The 23,803-nt window shown below is 46.2% G+C and carries 20 protein-coding genes; 12 read left to right on the top strand and 8 right to left on the bottom strand.

What is annotated here, in order from left to right:
• The 3 genes from AR383_RS03405 to hemH all read left to right on the top strand — a co-directional run bounded on the left by AR383_RS03405 (position 1) and on the right by hemH (position 3,938).
• Complete coding sequence (locus AR383_RS03405) at positions 1-2,121, top strand: GGDEF domain-containing protein (RefSeq protein ID WP_055731854.1); 2,121 nt, start codon at positions 1-3, stop codon at positions 2,119-2,121.
• A gap of 87 nt (positions 2,122-2,208) precedes the next feature.
• A complete protein-coding gene (gene adk, locus AR383_RS03400) occupies positions 2,209-2,853 on the top strand; it encodes an adenylate kinase (protein WP_055731853.1) in 645 nt (214 codons plus the stop codon).
• Between the two features lie 98 nt (positions 2,854-2,951).
• Positions 2,952-3,938 carry a ferrochelatase gene (hemH, locus tag AR383_RS03395; protein WP_055731852.1) on the top strand — a complete coding sequence of 329 codons (987 nt, stop codon included), beginning with the start codon at positions 2,952-2,954 and terminating at the stop codon, positions 3,936-3,938.
• Positions 3,939-4,007: 69 nt separating this feature from the next.
• Here hemH and AR383_RS03390 read toward each other — a convergent pair whose 3' ends face one another.
• Positions 4,008-4,388 carry a DUF2750 domain-containing protein gene (locus AR383_RS03390; RefSeq protein WP_055731851.1) on the bottom strand — a complete coding sequence of 127 codons (381 nt, stop codon included), beginning with the start codon at positions 4,386-4,388 and terminating at the stop codon, positions 4,008-4,010.
• A 250-nt stretch (positions 4,389-4,638) separates the two neighbouring features.
• Between AR383_RS03390 and AR383_RS03385 the strand changes: the two genes are divergently transcribed.
• Positions 4,639-6,228 (top strand): ABC-F family ATPase, encoded by a 1,590-nt coding sequence (locus AR383_RS03385; protein ID WP_083481486.1) that lies wholly within the window; start codon positions 4,639-4,641, stop codon positions 6,226-6,228.
• 103 nt (positions 6,229-6,331) lie between these two features.
• On the opposite strand, the gene AR383_RS03380 is transcribed toward AR383_RS03385, so the two are convergent.
• Entirely contained in the window at positions 6,332-7,414 is a 1,083-nt protein-coding gene (locus AR383_RS03380) for an ABC transporter substrate-binding protein (RefSeq protein ID WP_055731849.1), read from the bottom strand.
• Positions 7,415-7,699: 285 nt separating this feature from the next.
• Between AR383_RS03380 and AR383_RS03375 the strand changes: the two genes are divergently transcribed.
• From AR383_RS03375 to AR383_RS03350, 6 genes are all read left to right on the top strand, one after another.
• Positions 7,700-8,755, top strand: coding sequence for a FecCD family ABC transporter permease (locus tag AR383_RS03375; RefSeq protein WP_055731848.1), 1,056 nt, complete (start codon positions 7,700-7,702; stop codon positions 8,753-8,755).
• A 2-nt stretch (positions 8,756-8,757) separates the two neighbouring features.
• On the top strand, positions 8,758-9,537 hold the full coding sequence (locus tag AR383_RS03370; protein WP_055731847.1) for an ABC transporter ATP-binding protein: 780 nt from the start codon (positions 8,758-8,760) through the stop codon (positions 9,535-9,537).
• A 43-nt stretch (positions 9,538-9,580) separates the two neighbouring features.
• On the top strand, positions 9,581-10,813 hold the full coding sequence (locus AR383_RS03365) for an MFS transporter (RefSeq protein WP_055731846.1): 1,233 nt from the start codon (positions 9,581-9,583) through the stop codon (positions 10,811-10,813).
• A 466-nt stretch (positions 10,814-11,279) separates the two neighbouring features.
• Positions 11,280-12,449 carry a N(2)-acetyl-L-2,4-diaminobutanoate deacetylase DoeB2 gene (gene doeB2 / locus AR383_RS03360; RefSeq protein ID WP_055731845.1) on the top strand — a complete coding sequence of 390 codons (1,170 nt, stop codon included), beginning with the start codon at positions 11,280-11,282 and terminating at the stop codon, positions 12,447-12,449.
• Positions 12,450-12,496: 47 nt separating this feature from the next.
• The gene (locus tag AR383_RS03355) at positions 12,497-13,765 is read left to right on the top strand and encodes an aspartate aminotransferase family protein (protein ID WP_055731844.1); all 1,269 of its coding nucleotides are present in this window, start codon (positions 12,497-12,499) and stop codon (positions 13,763-13,765) included.
• A 27-nt stretch (positions 13,766-13,792) separates the two neighbouring features.
• Positions 13,793-15,154 carry an NAD-dependent succinate-semialdehyde dehydrogenase gene (locus AR383_RS03350; RefSeq protein WP_055731843.1) on the top strand — a complete coding sequence of 454 codons (1,362 nt, stop codon included), beginning with the start codon at positions 13,793-13,795 and terminating at the stop codon, positions 15,152-15,154.
• Between the two features lie 50 nt (positions 15,155-15,204).
• On the opposite strand, the gene AR383_RS03345 is transcribed toward AR383_RS03350, so the two are convergent.
• The 5 genes from AR383_RS03345 to AR383_RS03325 all read right to left on the bottom strand — a co-directional run bounded on the left by AR383_RS03345 (position 15,205) and on the right by AR383_RS03325 (position 20,508).
• Positions 15,205-16,389, bottom strand: coding sequence for a M24 family metallopeptidase (locus tag AR383_RS03345; protein WP_198150203.1), 1,185 nt, complete (start codon positions 16,387-16,389; stop codon positions 15,205-15,207).
• Positions 16,390-16,677: 288 nt separating this feature from the next.
• Complete coding sequence (gene purB / locus AR383_RS03340; protein WP_055731841.1) at positions 16,678-18,045, bottom strand: adenylosuccinate lyase; 1,368 nt, start codon at positions 18,043-18,045, stop codon at positions 16,678-16,680.
• An 18-nt stretch (positions 18,046-18,063) separates the two neighbouring features.
• Positions 18,064-18,690: a high frequency lysogenization protein HflD gene (hflD, locus tag AR383_RS03335; protein ID WP_055731840.1), complete on the bottom strand. Its 627-nt coding sequence runs from the start codon at positions 18,688-18,690 to the stop codon at positions 18,064-18,066.
• A 5-nt stretch (positions 18,691-18,695) separates the two neighbouring features.
• A complete protein-coding gene (mnmA, locus tag AR383_RS03330) occupies positions 18,696-19,799 on the bottom strand; it encodes a tRNA 2-thiouridine(34) synthase MnmA (protein WP_055731839.1) in 1,104 nt (367 codons plus the stop codon).
• Between the two features lie 76 nt (positions 19,800-19,875).
• Complete coding sequence (locus AR383_RS03325; protein ID WP_055731838.1) at positions 19,876-20,508, bottom strand: pseudouridine synthase; 633 nt, start codon at positions 20,506-20,508, stop codon at positions 19,876-19,878.
• A gap of 216 nt (positions 20,509-20,724) precedes the next feature.
• Between AR383_RS03325 and AR383_RS03320 the strand changes: the two genes are divergently transcribed.
• Positions 20,725-22,947, top strand: a complete 2,223-nt coding sequence (locus tag AR383_RS03320) for an NADP-dependent isocitrate dehydrogenase (protein WP_055731837.1) — start codon at positions 20,725-20,727, stop codon at positions 22,945-22,947.
• Between the two features lie 104 nt (positions 22,948-23,051).
• Here the strand turns inward: AR383_RS03320 and cspD are convergent, their stop codons facing one another.
• Positions 23,052-23,267, bottom strand: a complete 216-nt coding sequence (gene cspD, locus AR383_RS03315; RefSeq protein WP_055731836.1) for a cold shock domain-containing protein CspD — start codon at positions 23,265-23,267, stop codon at positions 23,052-23,054.
• A 203-nt stretch (positions 23,268-23,470) separates the two neighbouring features.
• Between cspD and clpS the strand changes: the two genes are divergently transcribed.
• Entirely contained in the window at positions 23,471-23,788 is a 318-nt protein-coding gene (clpS, locus tag AR383_RS03310; protein WP_055731835.1) for an ATP-dependent Clp protease adapter ClpS, read from the top strand.
• Positions 23,789-23,803: the final 15 nt, after the last annotated feature.

The following is a 23,803-nucleotide window of genomic DNA, read 5'->3' as shown; positions in this document are numbered from 1 at the left end:
ATGACTATCAGGCTTCGGTCGATCACCTTTCTGTTATTAATTTTTGTAGCTGTTGTTCCAGTATCGGTGCTGTCTTTTGCCTTATATAAGCAAATGTATAATCTTGTTTATAACTCGGTTGATAGTCGCTTGGCAGCATCGGCCAACCAAATTGCCGCAGAGCTGGGCCATAATAACGAGATCCTAACCAATGGTTTGCGGCTCTTATCTGAGCAAGATGCCATTGTTAAGGGCATTGATGATCTGTTGTATTCGATTCACCTACCAGATGTATTGTCTAACTTTGTGCTAGACGCGCCTTTAATTGAATCACTGTATTTAGTGGATAAAGAAGGCTATGTGGTGGAGTCCCATGCCGGGAATATTCTTGCTTTAGAGCGCTCTGGTCTAATCCTATCAACCTTTACCGGCCCGTTTGAGATAAAAGACATTGCCTCTAAAAGCCGAGTGTTTTTAATTAAAGATAGTGCGCTAGTGGCCAAGGGAGGACAGCATAAAGCCTTGGCCTATGTGGTTCCTATATATTCAGATAGAGCCATCGACCACATTGTAGTTAGTGGTTACCTTGTGGCTATTGTGCCTATTTATAAGTTGGCTGAACGAGTTCAAGACAGTCTCAATCAAAATGAAAGTTTGGGCTTTTTCTATAAACAACAGCAAATAGAAGGCAACTTGATTGATGATGCTAATTACGATGTGGCCCATGCCAGCCGTCTGGTGATCAGCGGTCGTAATTATCAAAACTCTGTTTGGTTAAAAGTGAAGGTGGGTCAAGGTTTAGAAAGCCTAGCCGAGCAAGTTAGAGCGACCATGGCGCCGGGCATGGCATCGAGCGTCGTGGTTATAGCCATTATCATGGTGGTGATCATGTTGTTTGCTCACCTAGTGGCGCGGGCGTTTGGTCGCTTATATGGCTTAATTCGTGATTTTGAAAAGGGCCGCGACTCAGATTGGGTGAATGACCATAAGCTCACCATTCAAGAGTTTGCTGATGTAGCCAGTTTATTGGCACAGATGAAAACCACCATTGGGAAACAGCTACGTACCGTTCAAGAAAAAAACCAAGAATTAGCTCGCATCGATAAATTACGAGCCGGCTATTTAGAAGAGGTGCAAAATTTAAATAGCCAGCTTGAATATAAGGTGGAAGAGCGCACTCGCGATTTAGAATTGTCGATGGATAATCTCGCCCAAAGTAACTTTTTTTTTCAACAATTGGTGCAGTTTCGCCGCGTATTAGAGGCCAGTAAAGGGAATCGACAGATTGCCATTGATGCGCTGCGTATACTGGCTATGTGTTTTCCTAATATTGGCTTGGTGATTTATCTTCCGCAGTCGCGCGGTCATAGAAGTGTACACGAGTCTCTTTCAGTTGAATTAGATGAATTTGACGAGCTACAACTTAGGATTGCCACCAAGGCAAGACAGCGTTGGGATCGCTTTAGTATCGAGTTTAATCAGCAATGGGTGAATGTATTTGGGATTCGTTGCGGCGGCGATAAGATGGGCTGGTTATTAATTAATGAACCTAAGTTAAGTGAAGAGAGCAGTAACCGTATCATGTTATTTGTAACCGAACTTAGCTCCTTCTTGGAAAATCGCAGTTTGAATGAGGAGCTTGACCACTTAGCGAGAACCGATTCATTGACTGGAATTAAAAACCGCAAAGCCTTTGATGAATTACAGTTTTCTCTGGAAACGCAGCTAGATGCTGAAGTCTGTATGTTTGTTATTGATGTTAACGGTCTGAAGCGAATGAATGATGAAAAAGGTCATGAAAAGGGCGACCAACTTATTCAGTCAGTGGCGGAAGTATTAGCCGAGTGCTGCAGGGATATTAGCGATGACTATTTCCGCATCGGCGGTGATGAGTTTGCCATTGTTTTGGCTGGGCCACAGTTGGAAAAAATCGAGATGCTGGCCGCACGCTTAAATTCACGGCAAAACAACCAAGTGGCGATCGATTTGAATAGCTTTGGTGGCGAACCTTTGCTGAGTTTTTCCTTTGGTTACGCGTCTACCCATGAGGTTGATTTTAGTCACTTGTATAAACAGGCTGATCAGAACATGTACAGTAATAAGCAGCGTTATTATTCGCGGCTTCGTCAGACTCAACTTTAGTCGAGCTTGACTTGTAGTCTGCGGCTCATCAGTGTAAATTCACGTCTCTTGTAAAAAGCACTAAAACTAAATCAAGGAACAGCAATTATGCGCATTATTCTTTTAGGCGCTCCTGGCGCGGGTAAAGGTACCCAAGCACAATTTATTATGGAGCGTTACGGCATCCCTCAAATTTCTACTGGCGATATGTTACGCGCCGCCGTAAAAGCAGGCACAGACTTAGGCAAGAAAGCCAAAGAAGTAATGGATGCAGGCCAATTAGTGTCAGATGAATTGATTATTGGTTTAGTTAAAGAGCGTATTCAACAAGAAGACTGCCAAAAAGGCTTCTTGTTAGACGGTTTCCCTCGCACCATTCCTCAAGCGGATGCGATGAAAGAAGCGGGTATTAGCATTGACGCAGTGCTTGAGTTTGACGTAGCAGATGAAGAAATCGTTAAGCGCATGAGTGGACGTCGTGTTCACCCTGGTAGTGGCCGCGTTTACCATGTAGTGTACAACCCGCCTAAAGTTGAAGGCAAAGACGACGTGACGGGTGAAGATTTAGTGATTCGCCCTGATGATGAAGAGAGCATAGTTCGAGACCGCTTGGCTATTTATCATGAGCAAACTAAACCACTCGTTGACTACTACGGCAACGAAGCCGCCCAAGGTAATAGCAAATACTTCAAGCTAGACGGTACTCAATCTGTTGAAGCCATTAGCAACCAATTAGTTGAATTGCTTGATTAATTGCTCAGGCAATTTACTCAGGAAAAAGCGGCTTTAGCCGCTTTTTTTTATGCGCCTAAATACCGTAAACTGGTGACTGGCAATTAAAGGATGTGTGCATGTCAAAAGTCGATAATGAATTGAAGTGTGCTGTGGTGCTGGTCAACTTAGGAACCCCTGAGCAAGCTACACCCAGCGCCGTAGCCAGCTTTTTAGGACGTTTCCTATCAGACAAGCGGGTGGTTAATCTGCCTCGTATACTGTGGTTACCATTATTGTATGGATTAATTTTGCCGCTGCGCTCTCGTCGAGTAGCAAAACTCTATCAGCAAATATGGTTGAAAGGCGGTTCGCCGCTGAAAATGTTCAGTGAACAAATTCGTATCAAGTTAGCTAAAAAACTGGCGGGTAAGTACGAAGTGTATTTGGCGATGACTTACAGCGAACCCGATATTCCCAATGTTGTGCAGCAAGTATTAGCGGCTGGCCATCAACGAATATTGTTATTGCCGATGTATCCGCAATATTCGGTATCCACCACCGCACCAGTGTTTGACAGTTATACGAAGTCCTTAAAAAACGCCTATAACATTCCTGAGCTGCGTTTGGTAAAAGAGTATTATGACGAGCCTGCCTATATTGCAGCCCTAGCGCATTCGATAAAGCAGCATTGGGAGCTGACAGCGCGCGGCGAAGTATTGTTGTTTTCTTTTCATGGTATTCCAGAACGTTACGCGCGTAATGGTGACCCGTATCCGCAGCAGTGTGAAGATACCGCGGCGAAAGTGGCAGCCCTACTTGGCTTAAAACAAACTCAGTGGCGCTTGTGTTATCAGTCCCGCTTTGGCAAAGATCCATGGGTTAAGCCCTATACCGACCAATTGCTCACTCAGCTGGCCGAGCAGAGCGTTAAATCAGTGGATGTGATTTCTCCAGCTTTTTCGGTGGACTGTTTGGAAACCATTGAGGAAGTGTCTTGTGAGCTTCGCGATGTGTTTATGGAGGCTGGCGGTGAGCAATATCATTATATTTCTGCCTTAAACGACAGCCCGGAACAGGTAGACTTGTACTGTCAAATTATCGAAAAACATACCCAAGGCTGGTAGTTAAATAAAAAGGCCTCAGCATTGCTGAGGCCTTGGAATTGTTGCAACTAAGAAGTAGCTTTAATTAGCTTAACTCCCCTTGTTTAGCAGCTCTTCAAACTCATAGGGTGATAAAATTAGCCCTTCTTCTTGGTCGTTAGGGAAGACTGCCACATATAGCTCATCATCGCTAAGGCCATCGGTCCAGCGGCTTTTCCACTTCGCTAGGGAGATGGACTCGGGTTTACAATGTTGCCAATCACCGGTCGCCCAAGCGGCAGCAAATTCCTGATTAGGCCATACCGGAACACAATCTTCGTCTTCCGAATTCAACATCACACAGCCGTCGTCATCAATTAAAATCCACAATTGCTGTTGTTTACGACTTTCTTTCACTAAGTATTGCAAGCGACTCTCGCTATCAGCTTTAGCGATGTTTGCTAGTGCATCGGGTGGGGTAGAATTAGCCATCAGTCGTCCTCATTGTTGTTCTCCTTCTGAGAATAATGCAATTGAGTTAAAGCGTCACACAAAATGCGTTTAGCGAGGTTTAACTGGTGAATATTCATGCTGTTTGGCTGTGTTGAGCCGAATTTGTGTGATCTTACGCATTAGGTGTGCGAAGTTTAAGCGAGTTGTGGCATAATGCGCGACCAAATATTTAGTCTCATGTTTTAGTAGCCACGAGCTGCGCTAAAACGCAACCAAGCGGAATACTACATTGCTTATATCTTCTAATGTCACCATGCAATTTGGCGCAAAGCCTCTTTTCGAAAATGTATCAGTTAAATTTGGCGAAGGTAATCGTTACGGCCTCATTGGCGCCAATGGCTGTGGTAAATCTACGTTTATGAAAATTTTGGGCGGTGACCTAGAGCCAAGTGCGGGCAACGTCTCAAAAGATCCTAATGAGCGTATCGGTAAGTTGAAGCAGGATCAATTTGCCTACGAAGACAAAGCTGTTATCGATACCGTGATCATGGGTTATGAAGAGTTATGGGCAGTAAAAGCCGAGCGTGATGCGATTTATGCTAACCCTGAGATGAGCGAAGAAGATGGCATTCGCGCCGCCGAGCTAGAGGCCGAATTTGCCGAAATGGATGGTTACACTGCCGAAGCCCGAGCTGGTGAATTGTTATTAGGTGTGGGCATTCCCATCGAGCAACACTATGGGCCGATGAGTGAAGTGGCACCAGGCTGGAAATTGCGGGTATTGCTGGCTCAAGTCTTGTTTGCCGATCCCGATATTATGCTGCTTGATGAACCGACCAACAACTTGGATATTAATACGATTCGTTGGTTGGAAGGAGTACTAAACGAGCGTAACTGCACCATGATCATCATTTCTCACGACCGTCACTTCTTAAACAGTGTGTGTACTCACATGGCGGATTTGGATTACGGTGAATTGCGTACCTTCCCTGGCTCTTACGATGAATACATGACTGCGGCTACCCAAGCGCGTGAACAAATGTTGGCAGATAACGCCAAGAAAAAAGCCCAGATTGCCGAGCTTAAGTCTTTTGTTAGTCGCTTCTCTGCTAATGCTTCTAAGTCGAAGCAAGCGACTTCGCGAGCCAAACAAATTGATAAGATCCAATTGGCCGAGGTAAAACCATCAAGCCGCCAAAATCCCTTTATTCGTTTTGAAGAAGAGAAAAAGCTGCACCGTTTAGCCCTAGAAGTAGAAGGTTTGGCTAAAGCTTATGAAGAAACCTTGTTTAAAGACCTCAACTTCATGGTGGAAGTAGGTGAGCGCATTGCGGTTATCGGTCCTAACGGTATTGGTAAAACCACTTTATTAAAATGTTTAGTGGGTGATACCGAGAGTGAAGGCATGATTAAATGGTCTGAGAATGCCCAAATTGGTTATTACGCGCAGGATCATGCCGCCGACTTTGCCGAAGATAAAACCCTGCTTGATTGGATGTGGCAATGGGGTAAAGAGGGTGATGACGAGCAGGTTATTCGCGGTACCCTAGGGCGTTTGTTGTTCTCTCAACAAGAAATTCATAAATCGGTGAAAGTGATCTCTGGTGGAGAACAAGGTCGGATGTTGTTTGGTAAACTGATTTTACAAAAGCCAAACATTATGGTGATGGATGAGCCTACTAACCACTTAGACATGGAGTCGATTGAATCCTTGAACTTGGCCTTAGAAAATTACCCTGGCACCTTGATTTTTGTCAGCCATGACCGTGAGTTTGTTTCTAGTTTGGCGACTCGAATTATCGAGTTAACTCCAGATGGCGTGGTGGACTTCCACGGTACCTATGAAGAGTACTTAGCTAGCCAAGGAGTTAACGGTTAAACCGTATTGTTAGTAAAAAAGCAGCTTTAAGCTGCTTTTTTTAGGTCTGCGTAAATAAAGAGTGCGCTATGCAATGTCTGTTAGCACATGCCTTCTTGGCCCATTATAACGACGTCATAAAGGTGCCTTGAGGTTGTACCGGCAGGTATTTTTTGTAGAAGTCTTGATAGCTTGCGGCAGGATCTAAGTCACTAAATAATTTCGGGTACATCGCTTTAGCGTAAAATTGCAGCATAGCTCCATCAAAAATGGTACGGCAAGCACCGTGATAAGCGGCATATAAGCGATTATTTTTGACCGCGCTGAGGGTGGACCAACCAACGCGCTGTTTAAAACCCGCTAAGCGTTGTTTGACGGTGGCTTCATCTACACCTTGGCCGATTAGCATGGCGTCTTCAGCGCTATTTGTTTCGTAACCGGTGATGACGATGAGCTCGGGATCGGCAGCAAGGATTTGCTCAGGGTTAAGTTTTCCCCACCATTCAACATAAGGAGCGGAAATATTGTCGCCACCCGCAGTAGTGGAGATGCCCCCCCACATGTTTTTGCCAAAAGTGTAACCTATTTCATTTACTCCAGCTGCACCAAACTCAGTGTAAATACGTGGTTTAGGTAACTTGGCAGCGGCAAGACGCTGGGTAATGGTCTCAACGTTCTCTTGGTATTCTTTAGCAATTTGGGCTGCACGGTCCGCTTGACCAGTAATGGCGCCAATAATCTGGGTGCTTTTGACATGACGTTCGACCGTTTGGGCGTTGTAATCCACTACCACAACAGTGATTCCAGCACTCTCTAAACGTTCGATATCGCTGCCTAGGCCTTTGAATTGCCAATCAGCTAACATGATCACATCGGGGTTCAAGCTGATGACTTTTTCCACTGAAAAGGTTTTGGTATCAACCCGTCCAATCGCCGGAATGTCATTTAACGAAGGACGGTAGTTGACATACATCTCCCAGTTCGCAGAGCGAGCTTGCCAGATGTATTTTGCCATACCGACAACATTATCGTAGGCGGCCTCGGTGCCAATGGCCATATAATCTTCAGGATAGAATCCCACGATAACGCGTTGCGCGGGAGAGTTGAAAGTAACCTCGCGGTCTAGTACATCGGTAATGGTCACCGTTTGGCCAACGCTGTAAGTGCTGAATATAACAGCGAATAGGCCGAAGAGTTTGTGCAGCATAATAATCCTTTAATCAGTCATGCTAAGTAGGTTAGTTGGGATGGGCTTGATAAATAGTCGTAACAATTACGATTAAAAGCTTGAACGTATTCTATGTTAAAATATAATGCTCATGCAAATCATTATCATTTGCATGATGTCGAACTTAGTCACCTATAAACTCAGTACGATTACTTATAAACCGATTAGAGTCGCAAGAGTATTTTACGCCATGAGTAACATACAATTTTGCTCTATATGTGAGTGAACAGAGGATGTTCACTGGCTGTTACAAAAAGTTATAGCATGTTAAATCAAAAACTTATCGATGATGCCTTACTTGCTCAGCGGCGCCATGAAAAACGGCGTTGGTGGGTAGTCAGTGGCTTGTTAGTTATTTTAGTTTTTTCTTTCCTATTTGATCTAGCAACTGGGCCTTCCATGCTGAGTGTGCTTGATGTAGCCAGCGCGTTGGCTAACTGGCTTGGCATGCCAATTGATGTGGCTGCTACCACCAAAGTTATCGTGACCGACTTGCGTTTACCCATTGCTCTGATCGCCATTTTAGTTGGTGGTACCTTGGGAGTCGGTGGCGCGGAAATGCAGACTCTGTTGAACAACCCCATGGCGAGTCCTTATACCTTGGGGATGGCCGCCGCCGCAGGATTTGGTGCTGCACTCATGTTGTATCTAGGCTCTTTGGGGTTGAGTTCGCAAGTTGCGGTGCCGATAGGGGCATTTGTCTGCTGTATGTTTTCTGCAAGCCTACTGTTCGGCCTTGCGATGATGCGTCATATCAGTTCTGGGCAACTCATTTTGGCGGGCATTGCCTTATTGTTCCTATTCCAATCCTTGTTGTCTTTGGTGCAGTTTGTTTCGTCGCCGGAGTTAAGCCAGCAGATCTTATTCTGGTTGTTTGGCAGCTTAACTAAGGCGACTTGGTCGAATGTGGCGATTATAGCGGTAGTTTGTTCAGCGTGTTTTCTGGTACTACTTAAGGACGCGTGGAAACTAACAGCCTTGCGTTTGGGCGAGGAGAGAGCGAAAAGTTTAGGGGTAAACGTCTCCCGGTTGCGCCTTAAAACTTTAGTTTTGGTTGCAGTGATGACTGCAACGGTCACCAGTGTTGTGGGCATTATTGGCTTTATCGGCATAGTTGCACCGAATATGGCCAGAATATTGGTGGGGGAAGATCAACGCTATTTTCTACCTTTGTCTTTTTTAATTGGGGCCTTTTTGCTTTCTACTGCCTCGGTGTTATCAAAAATCATTGTTCCTGGCGCTTTGTTTCCGATTGGCATTGTTACGGCGATTATTGGCGTGCCGTTTTTCTTTTGGCTGATTATGAGTAAGGGGCGATAGCGATGTTGCGAGTATCCAATTTAGATTTAGCGTTTGATCAGTTGATTCTGGCTCACAATATGAGTTTTGAGCTAGCCCCTGGTAAAACGCATGTGATTATTGGCCCTAATGGTACGGGCAAAAGCTCCTTGTTAAAAACCTTGTTTGGTGAGGTTCGCCCGCAGCGTGGCACAATAAGTTTTGCCGAGCAGCCGCTGGATTATAAGCAGCTAAACCAGTGGCGGCAAAGCTTCGGTTATATGCCACAAGATATTCGTTTGGATATTGGCTTATCGGTATTAGAAGTGGTACTGCTTGGCCAGCTTAAAGCCTTATCATTGAAATTAGCTGATAGTCTATTAGAGCAGGCGCTGCGTGCCTTGGATCAAATTGGTCTGCTGCATCTGGCACATCGTGATATTAGAACCCTGAGTGGCGGGCAGTGTCAGATGATATTGTTTGCTCAGGCCTTAATGCGTGACCCCAAGGTTTTGATGCTAGATGAGCCCGTGAGCGCCCTAGACCTACATTTTCAGCAAGTGCTGTTAGAACATTTACAGCAGCAAACTCAAGAAAATAACTGGGTGTCGATTATGGTATTACATGATCTGAATCTGGCGGCGCAATATGCCGACAATCTGTTGGTGATAAAGCAGGGCCAGTTAATTGCCCAAGGTTCGCCCAAACAGGTATTAAGCGCCGACTTGATCCATCAGGTCTATGGGGTCGAGACTGACGTGCTTTATGATAGCCTCGGCCTGCCGTTTATTCGTACTCAACGCCAACAGAAACAAGTGGCTTGAAATATCTTACCTGGTTGTTTGATTAGTTAGTAACAGATCGTTTATGAATTTTCGACATTTTCTTGCCGATTGGCGGCAGCTGTCTGCGGCTAGCAGAGTATTAGTGATAAATGGCTTTAGCTTTAATCTAGGTTTTTACATGCTGTTGCCGTATTTGTCGGAGCATCTACAGACTGATTTGAACCTAAGTCCATGGCATGTAGGCATAGTGATAGGTTTACGTGTATTGAGCCAGCAAGGATTGTTCTTAGTGGGAGGAACCCTTGGTGATTATCTAGGTTATAAGCGGTTGATCTTATTGGGCTGTTTGGTCAGGGTTTTAGGTTTTTTACTATTGGGGTTTTCTCATAGCCTAAGTTTATTGCTACTAGGAGCCTTTTTGACAGGCTTTGCTGGAGCGATGTTTACTCCTTCAAGCAATGCCTATTTGGCTAATGAAGCGCCCGACCAGCAAAGTCGTCATCGTTTATTTGCGATGCAAAGCTGGATGAGAGAAGCAGGAATGTTGCTTGGGCCTTTGCTAGGGCTTAGCTTACTAGGGTTTGACTTTTTCTGGGTGGGTTTGAGCTCGGCGCTCATGTTTTTGTTGTTATTTATTATTCAATGGCGCTATTTGCCCAATCTGGCAGCCTCAAGAGTACATTCCAGAGAACAGCATTTTTTACAGCAATGGAAAAGCATGCTGTTAAATACGGCTTTTATGCGGTTTGTTGGCTGCGCTTGTGCTTTCCAACTGTTTTTTCACCAGCTTTATTTGGCACTACCCAGCGAAGTCGCAGCCAGGGGCTTGGGTGCCAATGTCATTACTTGGGTGTTTGTAACTACTTCGATACTGGGCATTGGCTTGCAATTACCGATTAACCGTTGGGGGCGCGACTATCTTGGGCGTGCCTGTGCAATGGGCCTAGGGTTGATATTAATGGGGACATCGTTTTTATGGTTTCTCATTACTATTAGTCAGTGGCCTTGGCTAAACTTCATTGCTTTTGCAGTGACCTTTAGTATCGGTTCAATGCTCGTATTGCCCTTGTTAGACTCTACGGTAGCGCACTTCGGCCACCGCTCTGAGCTGGGTAGCTATTATGGTTTATATTCATGCATTGGCGGTATTGTCGCCTTTTTAGGAAACTTAGGAGTCGGCTGGTTATTATCCCTCGAACAGCTAGCTACTCAGTGGATATGGTTAGGCTTGGCCAGCCTCGGTTTTCTCGCAGGCTTTAGCCTCTACCGACAAGTGCATCGCTTGGATTATCCCACTCAAGCTACCAGCCTGTAAGGCTAAGCGACTACACTCGATTCGCTATCGTTTTTTTTCTAGTGCGTCACTAATAGTTAAGCAAAGCATAGCTGTTTGGCCAATTCATTAGCCAAACCAACTGGTTGCTAAGGGGCTAGTGGTGAGCTAGCTTGCCTGCTTCTGCGTTCAGCTAACAATAGCGCTATTGGTTAACTATTGTACTCTCGCTAAATCTGTGCCAGTGTAATAACAAGGTGTTACGTAAAGTAATGGCCAATCTTGTGTTAAATGGCTGTGCCAATAACACTCTGTAGGAGGACATTATGACGACTCTAGTTAAAATGGATGTTTATATTCCGCCGCGTGCTGGTTTGGTATGCGTCTGTAACCCTACCTTCATGTCGCCTCATTATTAAGCTCTTCTGCACCGCTCTTGGTGCTTTATCTAATTGATTAATCTATTTCTCAGCTGCTGAGAAATACTCCTAAGTGTTGGAACTAACCTATGAACCAGAGTCAATTTTGGCTGGAGACGCTTGCCTATGCTAAGCGTTTTCGCCATCTGTTACATCGTCAGCCAGAACTGAGTTGGGCCGAGGTAGAAACTGCAAAGCTAATCCAAGCTGAGTTAACTGACTTAGGCATCGCTTGGCGCGGCTGTGCTAAGTACGGCACCGTAGCGTGTTTAAATGCTCAAGGCTCGGGCTCACACATTGCTCTGCGCGCTGATATTGACGCACTACCGATTGCTGAGCAAACCGACGTGGCGTGGCGCTCAAATTGTCAAGGGATTATGCATGCCTGCGGTCACGATGGTCATGCCGCAGTGTTATTGGGCACTGCTCGTTGGTTAAAACTGCACGAAACGCAGTTAACCGGCCCCGTTTCCTTGATTTTTCAGCCCGCTGAAGAAGGTGGGCATGGCGCTAAACAAATGATTGAAGACGGCGCCTTGACAGGGGTTGACCAAATTTATGGCTGGCATAACTGGCCAGCTTTGCCCTTGGCGAAAATGCTGTGTCCAGATAGCACCATCATGTCGGGCAATGGCACCTTTGTGATTGAGCTGCATGGCAAAGGCGGCCATGCTAGCCAACCAGAGCTGTGCCGCGATCCAGTATTAGCCGCCGCCGCCTTAACGGTAAATCTGCAGCAAATTGTGGCAAGGCGGATCGCGCCACAATCAGCAGCGGTAGTGAGCGTAACCAGTATTGAAGCGCCTAGCGGGCTTACGGTTATCCCCGATAAGGCAAAAGTGTCTGGCTCGATACGTTTTTCTGAGCCTAGCGACCAAGGCTTAATCGAACAATATTTGTTAGAGATTAGTGAGGATACCGCTGCTAGTTATGGGGTGGCCTGCAGCGTAGAGATCCAGCCACGTTACGCCCCAACGGTGAACCACGCAGCGCCGGCAGAGCAAGCAAGAGCCTCTTGGAAGACACTGTATGGGGAATCAGCCTTATTAAACCAAGGCCTTGCGCCACTAATGGCCTCTGAAGACTTCAGTTATTACTTAAACGAAATAGCCGGCGCCTACGCCATTATTGGCGCAGGGGAGTCAGCTGAGAGCCCACCTTGTCATAGCCCTCATTACGATTTTAATGACCAACTAATCGAAACTGTCATCCGTTGGTATAGCCAACTGGTTGGCGTATCCAGTCCACCACCAAGATAAAGGTAGCTTGATGTAAGGACTAACCAATCAGCCCAAAGGAGAGATTGATGAGTATTTTTGATGAACGAGAATCCAATTTGCGCGCCTATTGTCGAGTATATCCAACGGTGTTTGATAAGGCCTTTAACGCTCGCCAAATTGATGAAAATGGAAAGCAATATATCGACTTCTTCGCCGGAGCCGGTGTGTTAAATTTTGGCCACAACAATCCCAAAATGACCACGGCGATTATTGATTACATTCAAAATCAAGGCGTGGCACATAGCTTGGATATGAGTACCACCATTAAACGTAGATTTATGGAGGTATTTAGCGAACTTATCTTACAGCCGCGTAAGCTGCCTCATCGTATGCAGTTTGTTGGCCCGACTGGGACTAATGCGGTTGAGGCGGCCTTAAAGTTGGCTCGCCGCGTTACTGGGCGTCAGTCGGTGGTGGCCTTTAACCATGCTTTTCATGGGATGACTTTAGGCTCGTTAGCCGCCACGGCCAATAGCTATTTCAGAGGCGCCGCAGGTGTGCCGCTTAACCATGTGATTCATTATCCCTTTGGCGCGGAAGATTCGCGATTGAGTGCAGAGACCGGCAATGGCGCCGAGCAATTAGATGCCTTGCGCGCACAATTTTCTGATAGTTCGTCGGGGCTTGAAGCACCAGCGGCCTTTATTGTGGAAGTGGTGCAGGCTGAAGGCGGGGTGAATGTAGCCGATAAAGCTTGGTTGCAAGCCTTAGCCCAGTTAGCTAAAGATCTAGGCGCGCTGCTGATTGTTGATGATATACAAGCGGGTATGGGGCGAACCGGCTCGTTTTTTAGTTTTGATGACTACGACATCGAGCCTGACATTGTCTGCCTTGCTAAAGGGCTGGGTGGTTTCGGTACGCCATTGGCGATGAATTTGGTTAAGCCAGAGCATGATGATCATTGGTCTCCCGGTGAACATACCGGCACCTTCCGTGGGCAAAGCTTGAGCTTTGTCGCGGGCATAGAAGCGCTTAACTATTTTCGTGATGAGCAGCTGATGAATCAGGTGGCAGAAAAAAGTGCTCAAATGCGTGAAGCGCTTAGCGCATTGGCTCAGCATCCGGCGATTCAAGTTCGTGGTAAAGGCATGATGCTGGGCATTGATGTGGGCGATGGCGCAGTGGCCAAGTCGGTTGTGGCCAACTGCTTTGAAAATGGTTTGTTACTGGGCGCCTGTGGCACTGGTGGACGAGTGGTTAAATTGCTCCCTCCTCTAACGATTGAGCAAGATGACTTAGCACAGGGCATGTCGATAGTGATTGACGCGGTTAAGCACGCACTAGAGACCAGCTAGTAAAGTAACAATATCAAGGAAGTAGTGATGATAGTGACAACCAATCCTAGCACCGGAAAAGTGATTCAAGAGTATGCTGCGCTGAGCGAGCAGCAAGTCGATCAGCAGATTAAGCGCGCCAAAGCGGCATTTCCAGCTTGGTCGGCACTAAGCTATGCAGAACGGGCTCAAGTGTTACAGCGGGTCGCAGCGAGCTTGCGCAACAACAAGGCTAAGCTCTCTCAACTGATGACCGATGAAATGGGCAAGCCGGTGAAAGAAGCAGGCCCCGAGGTAGAAAAATCCGCTTGGTGTGCTGAGCATTATGCCGAGCATGCCCAAGCTTATTTAGCCGATTTAGAGCTGCCTTCCGATGCCCAGCGCAGTTACGTTAAACATCAAGCTTTAGGTACCTTGTTGGGCGTTTTACCTTGGAATGCACCGTTGTGGATAGCCTTTCGTTATTTGGCGCCAGCGCTAATGGCCGGCAATACCTGTGTATTAAAGCATGACCCGCATGTGGCAGGCTGCGGTCAGGCCATCGTGGAGTTGTTTCATGAGGCAGGGGCACCCGAAGATATAGTGGTGAATTTGCCGATAGCTAATCAACAAGTGGAACAGGCAATTCGCCACCCAGACATTGCGGCGGTTTCATTCACCGGTTCTGCTAAGGCAGGCGCAATAGTGGCCAGCATCGCCGCTTCTGAAATTAAGCATGCGGTATTGGAGTTAGGAGGCTCTGATCCGCTGATTGTATTAGAGGACGCTGACTTAGAGGCCGCTGCCGATACTGCGGTCTTATCACGTATTATCAACGCGGGGCAATCCTGTATTGCGGCTAAGCGGATCATCGTGGCGCAGTCAATCTATGCCAGCTTTATCGATAAACTGCAGCAGCGCTTGAGCCAACTTACTGTGGGTGATCCTAATGATGTGGCTACCGATGTTGGCCCCATCGCACGTGCTGATTTACGCGACAACCTCCATCGACAAGTGTGCGAAAGCATAGCACAAGGCGCCAAGTGTTTACTCGGGGGAGAGATGCCAAAAACGGAAGGCTTTTTTTATCCAGTGACGCTATTGGTTGATGTAAGCCCTAATATGACCGCCTTTAAAGAAGAGGTGTTTGGTCCGGTGATGGTGGTCAGTTCGGCTCGAGATGTTGAACACGCGATTGCCCTAGCTAACGATAGTGAATATGGGCTGGGGGCCGCGGTGTGGACTAACAATGCGCAATTGGCAGAGCAACTGGCTTGGCAAATCGAAGCCGGCCAGGTGGCGATTAACGGCATTGTTAAAACTGATCCAAGGCTTCCCAGTGGGGGGATTAAACGTTCAGGCTTGGGACGCGAGCTGGGCCCTCATGGCATTAAAGAGTTTGTTAACGCCAAACAAGTGTGGATTAAATAACCAGCAACTTAGTCGAACTTGTTGCGGAGCCTTAGTGCTCCGCTTTATTGTTATTTGATAAACAGCTTTCTGGGAAAGTTGCTTAGCAACTCGACACCGCTATCGGTAATGTGGATGCTTTCGGTGATTTCCATTCCCCAGTCATCTTGCCAGACGCCAGGCATCAGGTGAAAGGTCATACCGCTTTCCAATACTGTTAAATCGCTAGAGCGCAGCGAACAGGTGCGTTCTCCCCAATCTGGTGGATAAGACACACCGATGGGGTAGCCGCAGCGAGCCCCGTTTCTATCTATGCCATATTTCAGCATTACCGAGTCGATGGCGTTGGCAATGTCGGCAGTGAGGTTTCCCGGTTTGGCGACTGCTAAACCGGCGTCGATGGCTTCAATGAGCGCTTTTTCAGCATCGAGAAATTTTTGCGGGGGCTTTCCCATAAAGATGGTGCGTGACATAGGAGCATGATAGCGCTTATAACAACCGGATATTTCAAAAAAGGTAGCCTCGTTACGCTTAAATGGTCGCTCATCCCAAGTGATGTGCGAGGCGCTGGCATCGGCGCCAGATGGTAGTAGGGGTACAATTGAAGGGTAGTCGCCGCCATGGCCATCTACCCCGGCAATAGCTGTTTCGTAGATTTGCGATACCACATGACTTTTAGGTATGCCAGCACTTACCGTATCTAGTATTCGGCGGTGGATTTTCTCGGTAATGCTTCCGGCGATGCGCATATACTCGATTTCTTTTTTGGATTTAACCCCGCGCACCCAGTTAACCAAGTTATTGGCGTTTACCAAATTGGCGTTGGGTAGGGTGGCCGCGAGTCTAAAGTGGGCCTCGGCAGAATAGTAATAATTGTCTCGTTCGGTAGCGATGACGCAACCAGACCACCCATTTTTTTGAAATATGTTTTCGCCAATCCAAGTCATCGGATGTTCGTCAATATTTTGTACATACTTTTCTGGATAACCAACCAGATTGTCGCGTTGCATAAAACACTTTAACAATGCGGCATTCCTGTCCATGGCGCGGCCAAACCAAATCGGCTCTTCCATATCCAGTGAGATAATTACACCTTGATGCACGTAAAAGGACCAGCCGTCGTAGCCGGTTAGCCAATTCATATTGCCGGGATCGGTGGCCACCATCACATCGATACGTTGTTGCTGCATGATGGATTTAACTTTCTTGACCCGCTGTTGATATTCTTTCTTAGTGAAGGGCAGTTTAGCTTTCAAGATAGTCTCTCCTTATTCATTTGCTGAGGCTGCTGCAGTTACAGGGCCGCTGAGGATCGCTTGCTTGAGCTGTCGATAAGCTAATGATTAATTAATAAAAACCTATCTACACTCTACGCTAGCACGATTAAGGCTTAGCTTGAAGGGGATGGGCAATACTAAGCAGGAATATAAGGGGGAGCGAGAGGCTGCTGCTGGGTGTTTAATTATTAATAAAAAAGCCACAACGCTGTTGTGGCTGCTAAAGCATGCGCTTATGGCTGAGCAGATTGCCAGCCTTAGCTTAACTTACAGTAGGTCAACCAGTTTTACCGCATCACCGATGTAGTTAGCTGGTGTCATTTTTTTCAGCTCTTCTTTCGCTGATTCTGGCATGTCTAAACCATCGATAAACTCACGCATAGCCTGCGCATCAACACGCTTACCGCGGGTTAACTCTTTTAGTTTTTCATAAGGTTTTTCAATGCCGTAACGACGCATAACAGTTTGTACAGGCTCTGCCAATACTTCCCAGTTACTGTCTAAATCGCTTAGTAGATTCTCTTGGTTCACTTGCAACTTGCTCACGCCTTTTAGGGTTGCTTGATAGGCGATCAGCGAGTAGCCCATGGCCACACCCAAATTACGTAGCACGGTTGAGTCGGTTAGGTCGCGCTGCCAACGTGATACTGGCAATTTAGCCGCTAGGTGGCCAAACAAGGCGTTAGCAATACCTAAGTTACCTTCGGAGTTTTCGAAGTCGATAGGATTCACTTTGTGTGGCATGGTGGATGAACCAATTTCGCCGGCTACGGTTTTTTGCTTGAAGTGACCTAGGCAGATGTAACCCCAAATATCACGGTCGAAGTCCAGCAGAATGGTATTGAAGCGGGCAATTGCATCGTACAATTCGGCGATGTAATCATGTGGCTCAATTTGCGTAGTGTAAGGGTTCCATTGTACCCCTAGGCTAGTCACAAACTCTTCTGAGAACTGGTGCCAGTCTACTTCAGGGTAAGCGCTTAGGTGAGCATTGTAGTTACCTACCGCGCCGTTAATTTTACCTAGTACTTCAACTGCTTCAATTTGCTTAAGCTGACGGCGTAAACGTGCTACCACGTTGGCCATTTCTTTACCCATGGTGCTAGGAGACGCGGGTTGGCCGTGAGTACGAGAAAGTAGCGGGGTATCGCGTAGCTCTTTAGCTAAGGCGGTAATCGCATCAATCAGTTTTTGTAGGTAAGGCACTAATACTTCACTGCGGGCTTCGTTAAGCATTAGCGCGTGTGAAAGGTTGTTAATGTCTTCAGAAGTACAAGCAAAGTGAATGAACTCAGATACGGCGTTAAGTTCCGCATTGCTGGCTACTTTTTCTTTTAGGAAATATTCAACCGCTTTCACATCGTGGTTGGTGGTGCGCTCAATCTCTTTGACACGAGCAGCATCGGCTTCACTAAAGTTGTCGTTAATGCTATCTAAAAAGGCAATAGCTTCAGGAGAAAAGGTGGGCACTTCAGCAATATTTTGCTGTTGAGCCAATTTTTGTAACCAACGAATCTCTACTCTAACGCGGTATTTAATTAAGCCAAATTCGCTAAAAATACTGCGTAGTTCAGAAGTTTTATCCCCGTAGCGTCCGTCTATTGGGGAAATGGCTGTCAAGGCCGACAGTTCCATGGTGCTCTCCTAAATTAACTAATCAATGGTGTGTAAAAGTTGTAGTGTTTGTTCTAGATATTTCTTTCGTGAAAACAGCAATTGACGGCGTTGGCCGCCTAGTTGTCGCCACAATACGCAGGCGCGGATCCCGGCCAGCAGTAGTGCTCTCACTTTGTGTTGAACGATGCTTTGTTGCAAATAATTCACATTGCCCGCTACTTGAATTCGTGGCCCCAAGGGACTGATGATGTCGCTATATATATCGGCAATACCGCCCAGCACTTGGGCGTCTAATAACTTGAAATGTTGTAATTGGCGCTCTAATTGAGAGATGCGTTCACCTATCATATTCAATAGATCGGGTCGTTTGCTTAAGCGGCGTTCTAGTGCTAATAAACTGACTAAGTAGCGGGTGATCTCAGCATTACGCTTTTCTTGCTTCTGGCTCAGCTGAGTATTCATCACACTTAAGCCCAACTTGAGTTGCGGCAAAGCGCCAAAAACGTCCACGGTTTGTTCGGGATTGGTGATCAAGATACTGTTTAAGCTGGTACTTAACGCAGCCTCATCACAAGTACTGGTGCGTGCAACGTCTTGAACTAACTTGGCCGCTTGGCAAATTCCAGCAAAGGCAATCACGCGGTTTTCAAGAGAGTGACTCATAGTGCTTAAAGGCCAATTTTTTGTTCGATGATACCACCACCTAAACAGACTTCGTTTAAGTAAAATACCGCTGATTGACCTGGGGTCACGGCAATTTGTGGTTCATCGAAGGTAACTTTAATTTCGCCATTTTCCAAAGGCACGATGGTGCATGGAACATCTTGTTGACGATAGCGAATTTTAACGCTGCAGCGTAGTGTTTCAGTTAAGGGCTTGCGATCAACCCAGTGCAGCTGTCCAGCGATTAAAGCGGTGGACTTTAGGCGAGGGTGGTCGTGGCCTTGACCCACAATTAACACGTTGCGATCAACGTCTTTATCTACTACATACCAAGGTGTTTCATCGCCGTCTTTGGTTCCACCAATGCCCAAGCCTTTGCGTTGGCCAAGGGTGTGATACATTAAACCTTGATGGGTACCCATCACCTGACCTTCACAATTTTCTATATCGCCGGGTTGGGCTGGTAGGTATTGTGCTAAAAAGTCGCTGAACTTACGCTCCCCAATGAAGCAAATCCCGGTTGAGTCTTTTTTATTAGCAGTAACTAAACCTTGCTCTTCGGCGATGCGGCGAACTTCGGGCTTTTCTATTTCACCTACAGGAAACAGTGTTTGGGCGATGTGCTTTTCTTCTAAGGTATATAAGAAGTAGCTTTGGTCTTTATTACTGTCTAAACCGCGAAGCATTTGCCAGTGACCGTCTTGAAAACGGCGCTGCACATAGTGACCAGTAGCGATGTAGTCGGCAGAGAGTTCTTCTGCGGCAAACTCTAAAAAGGCTTTAAACTTAATTTCCTTGTTGCACATAATATCTGGGTTAGGCGTGCGACCGGCTTTGTATTCTTCAAGGAAGTGTTCAAATACGTTATCCCAGTATTCAGCAGAGAAATTAATGGTATGAAGTTTAATGCCTAGTTTGTCACAGACCGCTTGTGCGTCGGCTAAATCTTCGGCCGCTGCACAATATTCGCTGTTGTCGTCTTCTTCCCAGTTCTTCATAAAAAGGCCTTCAACCTGATAGCCTTGCTCTAATAGCAAGTAGGCTGAAACGGAAGAGTCGACACCGCCGGACATTCCGACGATCACTTTTTTTGTGCTGTTTGAATTCATGCTTAGCTATCGGGAAAAATTTGCGGCGAATTCTATCAGAAAAACTGTGACGAAAACAGCATTTCAATGCCGCAAACTATGCGATCTCCTGTTCTAATAACTGCCGGTATTTTCCATTGTCTATTCCCTCAAGAGTATAGGGGCCTATTTGATAGCGAACCAGTCGCAGCGTAGGAAAACCAATGGCTGCGGTCATTCGTCTGACTTGGCGATTACGCCCCTCTTTAATGGTTATACTCAGCCAACTAGTAGGAATGGATTTACGTTCACGTACCGGCGGTACTCGAGCCCAAAGTTTAGGCTCTTGGATAAGTTTTACTTTGGCCGGTAAACACGGGCCATCTTTAAGCGTTATTCCTTGGCGCAGTGGGCTTAAGTCTTGCTCACTCGGCACACCTTCCACTTGTACCCAATAGGTTTTACTGGTTTTCGCTTTAGGGTTGGCTAGCTTATGTTGTAACTTACCATCGTTGGTAAGCAACAGTAGCCCTTCACTATCACGATCTAAGCGTCCCGCAGCATAGACATCTGGAATGTTAATAAAATCTTTTAAGGTGGCACGGCCTTGCCCGTCGGTAAACTGACTTAGCACGTCAAAGGGCTTATTAAATAAAACTAAAACGCGTGGCCCTTTGAGTGGTTTACTGGCTTTAACTTCAGTCTTTCGTTTAAAACGGCGTGACTGGGACGTTTTTGCAAACTTATTCATGTAAGCAATTGTAACAGCTATTGGATGTACCACTAGTAAAACAATGTTAATGCGTTTGTAAATGGTTTATTATTTTGGCCGAATTAATTGGATGAACGGGGGGATGAGTCATCAAATGATGGATTTAACGCCCTGTTACAAACCATCTCGCGGAGGCGAGCAAGTCGATAAATATCGCTAGTGATAGCGAGAGCAACCACAACTTTAGGGACCGACATGACGTCAAAGATTATTTATACCTTAACGGACGAAGCGCCAGCCTTGGCCACGTACTCATTGCTACCTATTGTACAAGCGTTTACCAATGCTGCCGGCGTAGCCGTAGAAACTCGTGATATTTCTTTAGCGGGTCGTATTATTGCCAGTTTTCCAGAATGTTTAACTGAACAGCAACGTATTTCTGATGCCCTAGCCGAATTGGGCGAGCTGGCTAAAAAGCCAGAAGCAAATATTATCAAGTTGCCAAACATCAGTGCATCGGTTCCTCAGCTTAAAGCGGCGATTAAAGAGCTACAAGCGCAGGGTTATGCGCTTCCAGATTACCCAGAAGAGCCAAGTAATGAGCAAGAGCGCGAAGTTAAAGCCAAATACGACAAAGTAAAAGGCAGCGCGGTTAACCCTGTCTTACGCGAAGGTAACTCAGACCGCCGCGCACCTAGTTCAGTAAAACAATATGCGCGTAAAAACCCACATTCTATGGGCGCGTGGTCTAAAGACTCATTAAGCCATGTTGCTAGCATGAGCCAAGGTGACTTTTACGGTAGCGAAGTTTCCACCACTATCGCCGAAGCGGGCAGCGTAGCGATTCAACTTAAAACCGAAGCGGGCGAGGTGATTACCCTAAAAGAAGCCTTCCCGGTATTAGCCGGTGAGGTGATTGATGCCGCGGCCTTAAGTGTGAGTGAGCTAGCTTCCTTCATTGAAGCACAAATTGCCGATGCTAAGGCTAAAGGCGTGTTGTTCTCTTTACACATGAAAGCCACCATGATGAAAGTATCTGATCCGCTGATTTTTGGTCATGTGGTGAAAGTCTTCTTTAAAGATGTATTCACAAAATACGGTGAATTATTTACTCAGCTTGGTGTGGATGTAAGCAATGGTCTTGGTGATGTTTACAGCAAAATCGCTAGCTTAGATGAAGCTAAACAAGCCGAAATTAAAGCCGCTATTGATGCGGTTTACGCGGATGCGCCTAGCTTGGCAATGGTGGATTCTGATAGAGGCATTACCAACTTGCATGTGCCTAGCGATGTGATCATCGATGCTTCTATGCCAGCGATGATTCGCTCTTCAGGTCAAATGTGGAATGCAGCTGGCAAACTACAAGATACTAAAGCGGTGATCCCTGATCGTTGCTACGCGGGTGTATACCAACAAACCATCGATTTTTGTAAGCAAAATGGCGCATTTAACCCTACCACCATGGGTTCGGTGGCTAACGTAGGTTTGATGGCACAAAAAGCTGAAGAATACGGTTCACATGATAAGACTTTTGAAGTGCCCGCAGCGGGAACCGTTGAAGTGGTGGATCAAAATGGTCAAGTTTTATTAAGCCAAGTCGTCGGCCAAGGCGATATCTTTAGAATGTGTCAGGTTAAAGACGCGCCAATTCGTGATTGGGTGAAACTGGCGGTGAATCGCGCACGTTTAACCGATACTCCGGCTATTTTCTGGTTGGATGCGCAGCGTGCCCACGACGCACAGTTGATTGCTAAGGTTGAGCGTTACTTGCAAGAGCATGATACTGCTGGTCTAGACATCCAAATTATGGCGCCAAACGAGGCAACCCAGTTCTCTTTGGAAAGAGTGAAGCAGGGCCTAGATACCATTTCGGTTACCGGTAACGTATTACGTGATTATCTGACTGATTTGTTCCCTATTCTAGAGCTAGGTACTTCGGCAAAAATGCTGTCGATTGTTCCGCTAATGAACGGCGGCGGTTTATTTGAAACTGGCGCGGGCGGTTCTGCGCCTAAACATGTGCAGCAATTTGAAAAAGAGAATCACCTTCGTTGGGATTCTTTAGGTGAGTTCTTGGCTTTGTCGGCGTCCTTAGAACACCTTAGTCAGGTGAGTGACAATCCAAAAGCCGCCGTATTGGCGAGTACTTTGGATAAGGCTACGGGCATTTTCCTTGATCAAAATAAGTCGCCTTCGCGCAAGGTTAACGAGTTGGATAACCGCGGTAGCCATTTCTACTTGAGCTTATATTGGGCACAGTGCTTGGCTGAGCAAACTGAAGATCCGCAACTACAAGCAAGTTTTGCCGCTGTTGCTGAAAAACTAGCTGCTGAAGAAGAGGCGATTGTAGAGCAACTTAATGCCGCTCAAGGACCGTCGGTTGATATTGGTGGTTACTACCAACCTAATCGTGAAAAAGCGGCAGCAGCAATGCGCCCAAGCCCAATTTTCAATGAAGTGATTGACAGCCTTAAGTAGCGAGTCAATGCTGAGCATATCTGCTAGTCGCGTTTATGCTCAGAGTTAAAGCTTAAAAAAATGCCAGCATTTAGCTGGCATTTTTGTTGGTTTAACTTAAAGGGCTATTTTTGACTGTCGTCAAAAACAATACTCACTGCATGGCTACCCTTAGGCCCTTGCTGAGTTTCAAACTGAACTGACTGTCCAGCTTTTAAGGTGCGGTACCCTTCCATTTGAATGGTCGAATAGTGAGCGAAGATATCTTCTCCACCGGTATCCGGGCAAATAAAACCAAATCCTTTTGCGTTGTTAAACCACTTAACTGTTCCGCTTGGCATACGACATATCCCTATAATGTTTACCTACCATACTAATTCGAACTAACCGAGTTGCTCGCTTTTGAGCCAACTTAGAGTCAGTTGTTTAACAATTTAGTAAAATATTTACTACAGTCAAGTTTTGAATGTATTTTTCTACTAGCCTTGTTAAGTCAAAGACGTTATGTTGAGAATAGAGTTGTGTTTTAACCACTATAGTTGTTATGAGTAAATTATCAGATTGGCTAGATATTGAAGAAATAGTCAAAGAAGCGGAAAGTAAGACTGCCCCCCCACCAATGTATAAGGTGGTTTTGAATAATGATGACTATACTCCTATGGAGTTTGTTATTGAGGTGTTGCAGTTGTTTTTTAATATGGAGTTGGACAAAGCAACCCAAGTTATGTTGACCATTCACTACAAAGGGAAAGGAGTTTGTGGGGTTTTTACGGCCGAAGTAGCTGAAACCAAAGCTGCACAAGTAAATAGCTATGCCAAGCAAAATGACCATCCATTGATGTGCACCATGGAGAAGGCTTAGTTAAGTAGTATTGAT

This window comes from Agarivorans gilvus (assembly GCF_001420915.1).
Lineage (GTDB): Bacteria > Pseudomonadota > Gammaproteobacteria > Enterobacterales > Celerinatantimonadaceae > Agarivorans > Agarivorans gilvus.
This window is presented reverse-complemented; position numbering and strand designations above follow the sequence as displayed.